Source organism: Rahnella aceris, from assembly GCF_011684115.1.
GTDB classification, from domain to species: domain Bacteria; phylum Pseudomonadota; class Gammaproteobacteria; order Enterobacterales; family Enterobacteriaceae; genus Rahnella; species Rahnella aceris.
This window is the reverse complement of record NZ_JAADJV010000001.1, coordinates 1,373,569-1,386,199: the sequence shown is the minus strand read 5'-3', so window position 1 is coordinate 1,386,199 and position 12,631 is coordinate 1,373,569. Positions and strand designations below refer to the sequence as shown.

At 53.5% G+C, this 12,631-nt stretch carries 11 protein-coding genes; 6 read left to right on the top strand and 5 right to left on the bottom strand.

All coding sequences use genetic code 11. The annotated features are described in order from the left end of the window. Nucleotide 1 precedes the first annotated feature (1 nt). The 4 genes from xdhC to GW591_RS06200 all read left to right on the top strand — a co-directional run bounded on the left by xdhC (nucleotide 2) and on the right by GW591_RS06200 (nucleotide 4,856). A complete protein-coding gene (gene xdhC, locus GW591_RS06215) occupies nucleotides 2-772 on the top strand; it encodes a xanthine dehydrogenase accessory protein XdhC (RefSeq protein ID WP_112152266.1) in 771 nt (256 codons plus the stop codon). 243 nt (nucleotides 773-1,015) lie between these two features. Then, complete coding sequence (locus GW591_RS06210) at nucleotides 1,016-2,083, top strand: ABC transporter ATP-binding protein (protein WP_166860323.1); 1,068 nt, start codon at nucleotides 1,016-1,018, stop codon at nucleotides 2,081-2,083. A 24-nt stretch (nucleotides 2,084-2,107) separates the two neighbouring features. Beyond that, the gene (locus tag GW591_RS06205) at nucleotides 2,108-3,106 is read left to right on the top strand and encodes an ABC transporter substrate-binding protein (RefSeq protein WP_037034023.1); all 999 of its coding nucleotides are present in this window, start codon (nucleotides 2,108-2,110) and stop codon (nucleotides 3,104-3,106) included. Between the two features lie 19 nt (nucleotides 3,107-3,125). After that, nucleotides 3,126-4,856, top strand: coding sequence for an ABC transporter permease (locus GW591_RS06200; RefSeq protein ID WP_166860701.1), 1,731 nt, complete (start codon nucleotides 3,126-3,128; stop codon nucleotides 4,854-4,856). A gap of 38 nt (nucleotides 4,857-4,894) precedes the next feature. Here the strand turns inward: GW591_RS06200 and GW591_RS06195 are convergent, their stop codons facing one another. Then, a complete protein-coding gene (locus GW591_RS06195) occupies nucleotides 4,895-5,503 on the bottom strand; it encodes a hypothetical protein (RefSeq protein WP_112152262.1) in 609 nt (202 codons plus the stop codon). A gap of 265 nt (nucleotides 5,504-5,768) precedes the next feature. On the opposite strand from GW591_RS06195, the gene GW591_RS06190 reads away from it, so the two are divergent. Continuing rightward, complete coding sequence (locus GW591_RS06190; protein ID WP_037034019.1) at nucleotides 5,769-6,464, top strand: GntR family transcriptional regulator; 696 nt, start codon at nucleotides 5,769-5,771, stop codon at nucleotides 6,462-6,464. Nucleotides 6,465-6,514: 50 nt separating this feature from the next. On the opposite strand, the gene fetB is transcribed toward GW591_RS06190, so the two are convergent. The 4 genes from fetB to manA all read right to left on the bottom strand — a co-directional run bounded on the left by fetB (nucleotide 6,515) and on the right by manA (nucleotide 10,953). Beyond that, the gene (fetB, locus tag GW591_RS06185; RefSeq protein WP_013575520.1) at nucleotides 6,515-7,288 is read right to left on the bottom strand and encodes an iron efflux ABC transporter permease subunit FetB; all 774 of its coding nucleotides are present in this window, start codon (nucleotides 7,286-7,288) and stop codon (nucleotides 6,515-6,517) included. Beyond that, nucleotides 7,275-7,946, bottom strand: coding sequence for an iron efflux ABC transporter ATP-binding subunit FetA (gene fetA / locus GW591_RS06180; protein ID WP_166860321.1), 672 nt, complete (start codon nucleotides 7,944-7,946; stop codon nucleotides 7,275-7,277). Before fetA ends, fetB begins: the two co-directional genes overlap by 14 nt. Nucleotides 7,947-8,095: 149 nt before the next feature. After that, nucleotides 8,096-9,637 (bottom strand): YdgA family protein, encoded by a 1,542-nt coding sequence (locus GW591_RS06175; protein ID WP_166860319.1) that lies wholly within the window; start codon nucleotides 9,635-9,637, stop codon nucleotides 8,096-8,098. A gap of 134 nt (nucleotides 9,638-9,771) precedes the next feature. Beyond that, the gene (gene manA, locus GW591_RS06170) at nucleotides 9,772-10,953 is read right to left on the bottom strand and encodes a mannose-6-phosphate isomerase (protein WP_112198078.1); all 1,182 of its coding nucleotides are present in this window, start codon (nucleotides 10,951-10,953) and stop codon (nucleotides 9,772-9,774) included. Nucleotides 10,954-11,199: 246 nt separating this feature from the next. Here manA and fumC point away from each other — a divergent pair, with 246 nt between their 5' ends. Next, nucleotides 11,200-12,597: a class II fumarate hydratase gene (gene fumC, locus GW591_RS06165; RefSeq protein WP_166860317.1), complete on the top strand. Its 1,398-nt coding sequence runs from the start codon at nucleotides 11,200-11,202 to the stop codon at nucleotides 12,595-12,597. The last annotated feature ends 34 nt before the right edge of the window (nucleotides 12,598-12,631 follow it).

Below are 12,631 nucleotides of genomic sequence, written 5' to 3'. Positions count from 1 at the left end.
CATGCGTACTGATGACTGGGTAACGCGTTTACATGACCTGCAACGTCGCGGAGAACCGTGCGTGGTGGCGACGCTGGTGGAGAATCAGGGCTCCACGCCGCGTGATGCAGGCAGCAAAATGCTGATCACCGCTGACCAGCAATTTTATACGCTGGGCGGCGGCAATCTTGAGTTTCAGGTTACAGCCATTGCCCGCGAGATGTTGCAGCAGGGTGCGAAAACCAGCCGCTTCGAACGCTTTTCATTAGGGGCGCGGCTCGGACAATGTTGCGGAGGCATGGCGTCGGTGTTGCTTGAACCGCTGGGGCAACCGCAACCGCACGTTGTGGTTTACGGCGCAGGTCATGTCGGGCGGGCACTGGTGAACATTCTCAGCACCTTACCCTGTCGCATTACCTGGGTAGATGCCCGTGCCAGTGAGTTTCCGGCACAGGTGGACCCGCAAGTCACCTGCCTTGTGGATGAGGAACCCGAAAGCACGGTGGCGCAGATGCCCGCTGACAGTTATTTCATGGTGCTGACGCACGATCACCAGCTGGATTTCGCTCTGAGTGAGCGCATCCTGAAGCGCGGCGATTTCCGCTACTTTGGCCTGATTGGCTCGGATACCAAGCGTAAACGCTTTGATTACCGTTTATCGGGCAAAGGGATTTCGTCTGAGCAACTGGCGAGAATGCGTTGCCCGGTGGGGCTGCCCGATGTGCGCGGCAAACTCCCGGCAGAAATTGCCGTGGCGATTGCCGGAGAATTTATCGCCGCGTATGGAAAATGATTGTTTCTTATAGATAATCTTTTTTCTATTCAGAACTCTTCAGATATTGCATTGATTTATAATGTGTTTTAATTAAAAGGAAGTGATTCATTTTAATCAGGAAGCTATATCGCATTTATGTCTTCTCCTGCCATGTCGTGTCGAACCAAACCTTCGCCACCGGTTCATAAAACAGTCACAAAACCGCAGTAATTTGTTTCCTCATTGAACGGGCCAGTGCCGCTTTGAGGAAACATCCGACGCATGTCTGCCATACAGATTTCCCACCTGAGTAAATCCTTTACCACTCAGCCGGTGCTCAATGACGTCTCGCTGCATATTCATCACGGTGAGTTTGTTGCCGTGCTCGGTCCCTCAGGTTGTGGCAAAACCACGTTGCTGCGGACCATCGCGGGATTCGAGCCGGTAAACAGCGGCACAATCATCGTCGGTGAACGACTGTTTTCATCCACCGACGTCCATGTTCCAGCGGAAAAGCGCGATCTGGGCATTGTGTTTCAGAACTACGCGCTGTGGCCGCATATGTCGGTGGAAGAAAACGTAGCGTACAGCCTGAAAGTGGCGGGGATGGATCGCCATGAACGACGCACGCGAACGCAGGATGCGCTGGCGCTGGTGGGGCTGAGCGATTACGCCATACGCCGTCCTTCCGATTTGTCCGGCGGTCAGCGACAACGTGTGGCACTGGCACGTTGCCTGGTCACACGCCCCGGCGTGGTGCTGCTGGATGAGCCGCTGGCAAATCTTGATGTGCATTTACGTGCGGCGATGGAAGAAGAGTTCCGGCGTTTTCATCAGCACACCGGCGCAACGCTTTTGTATATCACCCACGATCAGCAGGAAGCGATGGCGATGGCTGACCGTGTCGTGGTGATGAACGAGGGCCAGGTGATGCAGTTTGCTACGCCGCAAACGCTGTACCGTGAACCAGCCAACGCCATGGTCGCGACCTTTATCGACGAGGGTCGCGTTATCCCGGCACAAAATATTCAACCCGCCGAAAACGGCACGGCCTGGGCCGATGTTTTCGGTATGCGTATCCGGTTACGGGCTCCGGCACATCAGACAACGGTGAGTGAGGCGCAGGTGTGTGTCCATGCTGCGGATTTACGTTTTGCTCAGCACGGCGAACCGGGCATCGCTGCGCGGATCACCCGGGTGATTTACCGCGGCGGCTATCACCAGATTGACGTCGCGCCGGTAAACACGCCTGCGCTGAAGCTTTCCCTTCATTCCTCTCTTTCGCCCGATAGTTACGTGAGTGACATTGTCACTTTCGTCATTGCCGACGGCTGGATCCTTCCCCAATAATTTTCTCATTCTAAGGACAGGGCTATGCATATTTTAAAAACCATCACGTTATCCTTGAGCGCATTGCTGATTTGCGCCACGCAGGGAGAGGCAAATGCTGCCGAAACCGCCTCCGGAAAGCTGGTGGTTTATACCTCCCAGGCACCGGAAATTGCCCAGCAAACGATTGACGCCTTCAAGGCGGCTTATCCGGATGTGCAGGTGGAGTGGACGCGCAACGGCACGACGCAACTGATGAATGTTTTGCAAACTGAAATGATGGCCGGGGACGTAAAAGCTGATGTGCTGCTGGTTGCGGATTCCATCAATCTGGGCGCGTTGAAAAAAGACGGCAAACTGATGGCCTATACCGATGCGCCGGTGGGAAATATCAGCCCGGATTTTTACGACAAAGATAAAACCTGGTTTGGCACCAAAATTATCGCCACGGTCATTGCCTACAACACTAAAAACGCCACACCGGTTGATAGCTGGATGGCGCTGACCGAACCGCAAAACAAAGGTCAGGTGGCCGTGCCAAGCCCGCTGTATTCCGGGGCGGCGTTGTATCACCTGCATACGGCCATTAATACGCCGGACATCGGCTGGGCGTTTTATCAGAAACTGGCGCAGAACGGCATTACCCCGGAAGGTGGCAACGGCCCGGCGCTGAAAGCGGTAGCGAGCGGCATGGCGAAGTATGGCGTGATTACCGATGCCGATATTATCCGCGCTAAAAAGCAGGGCTCGCCGATTGATCTGGTGTATCCGAAAGAGGGGGCTTCATTTGTGACTGAGCCGGTAGCCATTCTTTCCGGGGCACATAACGTGCCTGCGGCGAAGGCGTTTGTTGATTTCATGCTCTCACCGCAGGGCCAGCAATTGGTTGCGAAACAAGGTAACCGGCCAATTGAATCCGGCATTGCGGCACCAGAAGGCTTTGCACCGCTGGATTCGATTAAGCTGCTGACGCTGGATTCAGATAAAGCGGTGGCGGATGATAAAGAAGTTCGCGCGAAATTCACTGAAATCTTCGGTGGCTGACAGCCCAAAGGACAGCCAGATGAGCGTGATGAGTGAAATTCTGCGCTGCACCATCCCCTCGCGTCGGTTCTGGCCGGGCAGTGAGAAGGGCGTGCTTTGGGCCCTGACGTTGCTGATCGGGATATTGTCGATAGCGCCCCTGATGCGACTGGTTTGGGCGGCAATGGCGCCTGAAGGTGTGCCGGACATCTCGCGGCTCAGCCATTTACTGGGCACACGAAAAGTCCTGACCGCCACGCTGAATACACTGACGATTGCTGTCGTCTCAACTTTGCTGGCGATAGTGCTGGGTACGGTGGCGGCGCTGCTGATCGCGCTGACTAATTTGCGCGGTAAGCAGGCCTGGGTATTTACTTTTATTCTGCCACTGATGATCCCGCCGCAGGTAACAGCGCTGGCGTGGGTTCAGGCACTTTCGCCATCCAGTCCGGTATTGCAGTGGCTGGGGTTAACGCTGCCCGCCGGTTCGACTTCGCCGCTGTATTCGCTGACCGGCATTATTGTTCTGCTGGGATTGCACAATGCGCCGCTGGTTTTCCTGATGGTGCGGGCCGGGTTGCGCAGGTTGCCAGCCGAACTGGTGGAGGCCGCGCGCAGCGGTGGGGCACAACCGTGGCGGGTATTGTTTACCGTGATTTTGCCGCTGGTGCGCCCGGCTATTTTTGCCGGTGCGGCACTGTCGTTTGTCACCGCAGCGGGTAATTTTGGTATTCAGGCAATGCTCGGCATTCCCGGTCGTATCCCGACGCTGATCACGCTGGTGTATCAGCAACTCAACAGCGTGGGTGCGTCGGCGCTGACGGATATGGCGGTGCTTTCGCTGCTGATTGCCGCTATTACGCTTGCCGGACTGATGTTCAGCCGCTGGCTGGGCGGGCGGCAGGATGTGCGTGTCACGGGGACGCCGCGCGCGCTGCATCAGTCTCTGGGGCGATGGCGTTTACCGGCAGAAATTGCGGCCTGGCTGTGGATGTCGCTGACGCTGTTATTGCCGCTTTCCGCGCTGATGACCACGTCCCTGACCACGGGTTTTGGTCAGGCACTGACCTTGCAGAGTCTGACGCTGAGCAATTATGCCAATGCGCTGTTCGGGTATCCGGCAATCCGCCATGCCTTTATGACCAGCCTCGGGCTGACCGTGATGACCGCGCTGATCCTGACACTTTCCTCGTTGTTTCTGGCGTATTTCCTGAGCTGGCAGCGAACGCGGCTGGTGCGTATTTTACAACTGTCGACCGAACTGGCTTACGCGTTGCCGGGGATAGTGACCGGAATTGCGGCGATCCTGTTTTTCCTCAAACCGTTGCCACTGGTGCATATCAGCCTTTACGGCACTGTATGGATTATCCTGGCGGCTTATCTTTCCAGTTTTATGGCACTGGTGCTTCGTCCGACGCTGGCCGGTTTTGCGCAAATCGAGCGTTCGCTGGATGAGGCCGCACAAATATTCGGTGCCAGTTTCCTGCAACGGATGCGCGATATAGTGATGCCGCTGGCGGCGCCGTCGGCCATGGCGGGCACGATTCTGGTGTTCCTGACCGCACTGAATGAGATTCAGGTGTCGATTCTGCTGGTCACATCCGGTACGCAAACGCTCGGACCGATGATTGTGTTTCTTGATGAAGGCGGTTCTTCCACGCTGGCCGCAGCCGTGGGGTGCCTGATGATTGGTGTGGTGCTGGTCTTTATGCTGCTGGCGTCGCTGTTTGCGCGTCGATTGCCGGAAGGCGTATTGCCGTGGCGCATCTGACATTCTGCCTGCTGCAGAAATCCGCAGCAGGCAGAATTTTACAGGGTTTTCAGTGGTTCACTGCGCTGCCAGAAAGCAACTGCAGAACCCAGACACAACAGATAACCCATCAGTTCGGTGCCTTCTTCGACAATATTTTTCACTGTCCGTACGTATTCGCCTTGCATCACCACTTTCCAGATCATATTCATCCCAAAGACCCGTGAGAACACCAGGATCAGTACCAGACCGCAAACCATATAGTGACAGGCCGGATGAACCAGAAAAGCTGACAATCCGCGCAGGCTGGTTTTCGGCGTGATGCAGGCCCAGGCGATACAATAGACCGCGAACAGGCTGGCGAAATACACCCATGAGCCGTAGTGGATCAGGTCAAACAGGGCATCGAGTTCGCGGATAAGCATGCAGAAGAAAAACCCGCCAATCAGGATCATACCTCCCCGCAATGCCGGATGTTTTTTGGCCTGTAAGAAAAACAATGCGCTGATGGCCAGCAGTGAAAGTTCCTGAAGGAACTCAGTGGCGGAAATTTCCTGGATACCGTCTTTAAATATGGCCACATCCAGCCAGATGACCAGCGCGGTACAAATGGCTCCCAGGGCTAATAAGATAAAATTGAGTAAGTGTTTAAAAAATGTGTGTTTCATTATTGTCCTGATTTCAATACGTTGGCGTGCATACTTCACGTGTTCTGAACATTTTTCTGCGTAGCGTGAGGTGCTGCAAGGATACGGAAGGTGATAACAGGGATATTGTGAATGCGTGCGGGAATGATAATTATTATGAATGTTATGTGCTATTTATTGGGATTTCTCGCATGATTTGAAACCCCACGTCATTTACTAATGACGAACGCGAGCAGATGGTGATAGGTTGCACGGAAACTGCCAGAGAGAGGCCACTTAGCAATCCATGAGTAATCAAACTACAACCGCCAAGCAGCTGGAAGTTCAGCGCATTGTCGATGTTCTGTCTAAAGCCATCGCGCAGCAACGCCTGCGTCCGGGCACCCGGCTGGTGGAATCACAGCTTGTTGACGCGCTGGGTGCTAACCGTAACCACGTTCAGGTGGCGTTACAGCGTCTGGCAATGCAGCGAATTGTGACCATCGAACCTAACCGTGGCGCAATGGTGGCGCAGCCCACCGCCAAAGAAGCGCGTGAAGTGTTTATCGCCCGTCGTGCTATCGAACGGGCGATCGTTGAATGCATCGGGCCGGACGTGATCCGGCGTCACCGTCACCGCATTAGTACCCATCTGCGCGGAGAGCGTGAAGCTGTGCAATCCGAGGACCGGCGCGCCATTGTGCGTGAGCTGAGTGAATTTCATCTCATTCTCGGGGAAATTTCGGGCAATGATGTACTGAGTGAAATTCTGTCGAATCTGATGGTGCGCAGTTCCCTGATTGTGTCGTTGTACCAGCGTAACGAAGTGCCGTCGTGCCAGTGTGATGAACATCAGGCGATTATCGATGCACTTGAAGCGGGGGATAATACGCAGGCCGCTGAAATTATGCAGGAACATCTGGACGATCTGGAAGGGGTGTTGGATCTTGATGACGAGGCCGCCGGAGAGGTGAATCTGCGTCAGGCGTTGTCTGATTTATAAAGCCTGAAAAATCCTGCCCGCCGGTTTTCGACCCGCGGGCAGAATACGTATTACGATGATTTCAAATCGCGCAGCTGCGCACGGTCATTGTAGAAACGTTTGTAAGCGAGATAACCGGCAATAATCGTCGATAAGCTCGCGGTCGCCAGCAGCATAAAGGTCACCATAATCTGATATTTGATGGCTTTCACCGGATCAATACCCGCAAAAATCAGCCCGGACATCATGCCCGGCAGGCTGACAATCCCGACGGTTTTCGCTGCATCTACAGTCGGGATCATGGCGGCACGAATGCTGTCACGGATAATCCGGTCGGAAGCCATTTTTACCGGCGCGCCGAGGCTCAGCATCTCGAGGATCTTTTGCTGATTATCGAGAAAACGCTGGTTAAGGTTGCTGTAACACAGGCCTACTGCCACCATCGCATTCCCGGCAATCATCCCCGAAATCGGAATCACCTGCATGGGCAGAAATTCGATCGAACCGCTGAGGATCAGAATCATTAATGTCAGCGAGGTACCCACCGTGATGGCGATAAAAGAAATGATAAATCCGTTATCGATATTACGGCTGCGCTTTTTGGCATTCAGCGCCGCATTCACGCAGATAAACAGCACCATCAGCACGGTTAACAGGCTGTTATTGATATCAAAAATGTATTTGAGAACGTAGCCGACAATCACCAGTTGTACGATAGCGCGGGCAACGCTCCAGATGATGTCTTTTTCCAGTCCGAGCTTTTCTTTCTTGCTGACGAGCAGGGCGACGACGACCAGGATCAGCGCGAGAGCCAGAGACTGGTTGGTAATATTATGCTGATTCATGCGACGCGCTTCCTGATGAATGACGGGTCAGGGTAATGACGTTTTTGGCGTGGCGGATTTCGTTCAGGTCATGGCTCACCCATAACACCGCGATCTGCTCTTTCTCAACCAGCCCGGCAATGATGTCGTTGATGTTGATTTTATTCTCTTCATCCAGCGCGCTGGTGATTTCATCAAGTAATAAAATATCCGGCATAAATTGCAGATTGCGCAGCAATGCTATGCGCTGTTTTTCCCCGCCGGAAAGCTCCTGCGTACGTTTGGTCAGCATGTCTTCGGATAAATTTACCTGTTTCAGCCAGTCACGAAGCTGCCCGTCATCAGGTTTTTTATTGCGGATCTGATAAGGCAGGGCGAGGTTATCGTAAACCGTTTCGCCAAATAACGACGGTGTCTGGAAGCAATACGATACGCGCTGGCGGTACGCTTCAGGTTTGATCTGCGTAATATTTTCGCCTTTGAAATAAAGATTTCCACCGGTCGGATTTTGCAATGACGCAATAATCTTCAGCAACGTACTTTTCCCGCTCCCTGAAGGGCCGGTCAGTAAGGTAAATTCCCCCGGATTCAGGGCGAGGGAAACAGGTTCCAGCAGCGGGATATGGTTGAGTGTAAAAGAAACGTCTTGCAGACGAAGGAGGTCAGTGGGAGTGGTCACGCCTGAGAATCCTTTGGTAGCGGAGGTTTTACGCCTTCCCCACTCATGAGGGGAAGGTTGGGATGGGGTGTGGGTTAACGCTGGCAGAAAGTTCGGTTGTAAAACCGTCTTCCAACCTCCCCCCTGGCAGGGGGGAGATGTAAAGAAGATTACTGAGCCGGGACGGGTGCAGGTGCCGGAGCCACTGGCTTTTCCTGATCAGGGGTTGCTGCCGGCGCTGCCGGCCCACCCAGAATACCGAAAAGACCGGCGAATTCCTGCAATGTCATTTTCTGGCCATTCAGGTCAACCTGATTGTCAGCGTAATGGAAGCTGCTGGTAATAGTATCGTCTTTCACCGTGGTCAGTTTAAACATCTGACCCATCGCTGCCAGACCCTGAACCTGCTGCTGTGCCAGTTTAGCGGCGTCGTCTGCGCTGTAACCTTCCAGCTGAGCCACCTGCGTGGTGACCTGAGTGGCCATCGGCAGAGGAATAGTCAGTTTGGCATCAACCTTATTTACCAACTGAGACAGCATTTGATCCTGAGTCTGTGCCGGCGTTGCGGCCGGATCTTTGAGATCCAGTTGCAGGGTGAAGTTACTTTCGCCTTTGCTATTTTTCCAGCTCAGCGGTGCAATGCTGATGCCCGGATTGCCTTTGAGCAGCAGTGGCAGGTTAGCCAGCAGTAAATCGGTAGCCTGTTGCTGATAAACAGCCGGATCAATCTGACCCTGTTGCAGCAGAAGTGCGCGGGATTGCTGGTTATAGTTGTCTGCGAACTGTTTCATCGCCGCGCCATCGAGTTTATCCAGCTTCAGTGTCAGTTTGGCTGAACCGAAATCTGCACCCTGAATTTTCAGTGCGTCGAGGGTGTAATCCTGCTGACCGGCGATGTTATTGCCATTTTCAGAGAATTTGCTCACCAGTTTGAAGTTATCCAGCGAAGCGGCATCTTTGCCGTCAACGTTCACCAGGATTTGCTTCACAGTCAGGTTTTGATCACCCACGCCGACCTGAAACTTACCTTGTTTGGTGTCGCTGTCCATGCTGAAACCGGCCAGGGTCACTTTTTCAAGCTGACCCCACTGATTTTTAGAGGTCAGAGCGATGCTGTCGGTGCTGGCGTCCAGCTTCATGGCCGTCAGATCTTTGTCGACATCGACATTGATTTTACCGCCAGAGAAGGCCAGCTGGCTTTCATCTTTCTGATACGTCACAGGAATGATGTCAGCCGCCGAAGAACTTGCGCCGCTGTAGGAAACGCGGGTGTCAATCGTGACCAGAGATTTGCCTTTGGTGACATCAAACAGACCTTTCACCGTTGGCGTGTTTTGCAGCTCTGAATGAACAGAAGCCATGCTTGGGATCAGATTGAATTTTTTCAGCTGAGCGGCAGGGAAAGGGCCGTGATCGATAGTTTCGATAAAGGCAATTTCGTCACCCGTTTTCAGTACGCTGGTGCCCGCCGTTGCGGCAGCAGGCTCCGGTTGCAGAACAATGCGCATTTTGCTGCTGAACAGCCCGCGCTGATAATCCTGATAGCTGACTTTCAGCCCGGCTTTCGGATAAGCACTTTGCAACTGGCTGTTAGCCGCCGCAACCTGTTCATCCATATGTTGTTCGATCAGCTTGCCCGTATACCACGAGACGCCTGTCCAGGCCGCGCCAAGGACTACAATGACGCTTACAGCGACTAACGACTTCTTCATATCTCTGTTTATCCTTATGAAATGTCCCGAAAATAAAAAACGCCTTCCGGCGTTATTAGTCTACAGAGTGTAGCTGAATCAGCAAAAAAATCACCAAAATGGGGCGTTTAGCCCCATTTTGTTTAATCAACTGTTCATTTCGCGAGTGTATTGAACACGCGTGCTATGCGGCCGTTGCCGCTGGCAGTCACCGGTGACTCAGTGGCTGACAGGAAACACGACTCACCCGGATTGAGAACCAGGGTTTGATTGTTCTTCACCAGAACGCTCTGACCCTCAATACAGAAGACAATCGCCGCGCTGTCCTGCTCCAGCGTTTGCGGTTCAGCAGAGAGGCTGTGAATTGAAAAAGCAAAATCTTCGACCGGGATCGGGAAGTTGAGTTCCGCACCTTTGACAACCGGCGTGGTCAGCAATTCAGAAGCGGGTCTGGCGTTGAATTTCAAATTCGCCAGCAACTCAGGAATATCGATGTATTTCGGCGTCAGACCTGCGCGCAGCACGTTATCGGAGTTCGCCATCACTTCCAGCGAGACGCCTTTCAGGTAGGCATGCGGCGTTTCGGCATACAGGAACATGCCTTCGCCCGGTTGCAGGGTGATTACGTTGAGCAGCAGCGGGGAGAACAGGCCGCTGTCATCAGGATAAAATTCAGAAATACTGCGGATGGTGTCCCACGGCTCACCCTGTTGTTCATCCAGAACGGATTTCAGCACGTCCAGCGCCCGGGATTTATCTTCACCTTCCAGACTCAGCAGGCCCGCAAACAGCGTGCGCAGGTGATCAACATCCGGAGACGTCAGGAAGCTGGCAATTAACGGATGCGCACCGGCCACGGGTTGCAATAATGAAACAATTTCGCGCAACTCGCGGAAACCGTTCATGGCCTGGAAAGGGGTCAGGGCATAAACCAGTTCAGGTTTGTGGTTCGGATCTTTGTAGTTACGCTCGGCGGCATCCAGTGGAATACCGGCAGCATTTTCTTTGGCATAACCGATTTCAGCCGCACTTTTGCTCGGGTGCACCTGAATCGACAGCGGCTGATCGGCGCACAGCACTTTAAACAAGAAAGGTAATTCGCCAAAGCGCTTAGCCACTTTTTCGCCCAGTTGCGCAGACAGTCCGGCACTTATTTGGTCGCGCAGAGAGAGGTTCTCCCCACGGGAGTTCTCAATCTGAGAGCTACATTTCGGATGAGCCCCCATCCACAGTTCAGCCATCGGACGGCCTTCTGCATCTTTAATTCCATAGAGTTTGGTCAGCGCGTCTTTGCTGCCCCAGGCGTAATTTTGTACACCGTTATGCATCTTTTGCATTGCTTCATCCTGAATAGAAAATATTGCCGACTAGTAAACAATGACGAAGGGGGCTTTACAACTGCGAAGGCCCAAAAAGTGCGGCTGGCATGCATTTTCAGATTGGGGATCGAATCCAATTACACGCCCGGCTTATATGTCACTATAATCAACAGGCCGCCAACGGATGCGTGGGAGCGCGTGCGGCAAACAGTAACCTGCAAAAAAACTGATTTATCATCGTAATAAGCATCTAAGGAGACAGTAATGGCATCTACACGCGTTGAGAAAGACTCAATGGGGCCAATTGATGTTCCGGCAGATAAGCTTTGGGGCGCACAGACGCAACGTTCCCTCGAGCATTTTCGTATTTCCTCTGAAAAAATGCCAACGGCGCTGATTCACGCGCTGGCACTGACAAAGCGTGCGGCAGCCAGCGTCAATATGGACCTCGGGTTACTGCCTGCTGAGCGGGCAAACGCCATTATTGCCGCTGCCGATGAAGTGCTTGCCGACAAGCATTCTGCCGAATTTCCGCTGTCCATCTGGCAGACCGGTTCCGGCACCCAGACCAACATGAATATGAATGAAGTGCTGGCTAACCGGGCAAGTGAAATTCTCGGTGGCGTGCGCGGCGAAGAACGTAAAGTTCACCCGAACGATGATGTGAACAAGAGCCAAAGCTCCAACGATGTTTTCCCGACGGCCATGCACGTTGCGGCAGTGATTGAACTGCGCGAAACCCTGATCCCGCAGTTGAAAGTGTTGCACAAAACGCTGTCCGATAAAGCCACGGCATATCGTGACATTGTGAAAATAGGGCGTACGCATTTGCAGGATGCCACACCGCTGACACTGGGGCAGGAAATTTCCGGCTGGGTAGCCATGTTGGGACACAGCCTGACGCACATTGAAAACAGCATCCCGCATATTGCCGAACTGGCGCTGGGCGGAACTGCAGTCGGTACAGGGTTGAATACGCACCCGGAATACGCCGTGCGTGTGGCGAAAGCACTGGCAGAACTGACCGGACAACCGTTTGTGACATCCCCGAATAAATTTGAAGCGCTGGCGACCTGTGACGCACTGGTTCATGGCCATGGCGCGCTGAAAGGGCTGGCCGCTTCACTGATGAAAATCGCCAATGACGTGCGCTGGCTATCTTCCGGCCCGCGTTGCGGCATTGGTGAAATCTCGATTCCGGAAAACGAACCGGGTAGCTCGATCATGCCGGGCAAAGTCAATCCGACGCAGTGCGAAGCGATGACTATGTTGTGCGCACAGGTGCTGGGAAATGACGTTGCAGTCAACATCGGCGGTGCATCCGGTAACTTTGAGCTGAACGTGTTCCGTCCGCTGGTCATCCATAACTTCCTGCAATCCGTTCGTTTGCTGGCTGATGGTATAAGCGGCTTTAACGAGCATTGTGCGGTCGGTATTGAACCTAACCGTGACCGTATTACCCAGTTGTTGAATGAATCGCTGATGCTGGTGACTGCGCTGAATACCCATATTGGCTATGACAAGGCGGCGGAAATCGCCAAGAAAGCGCATAAAGAAGGCCTGACCCTGAAAGCGTCGGCGCTGAAACTCGGCTATCTGACCGAAGAACAGTTCAACGAGTGGGTGCGGCCTGAAGCCATGGTCGGTAGCATGAAAGCGTAAACGGCCTGCTATTTACATGTGAAATGAGGTCCGG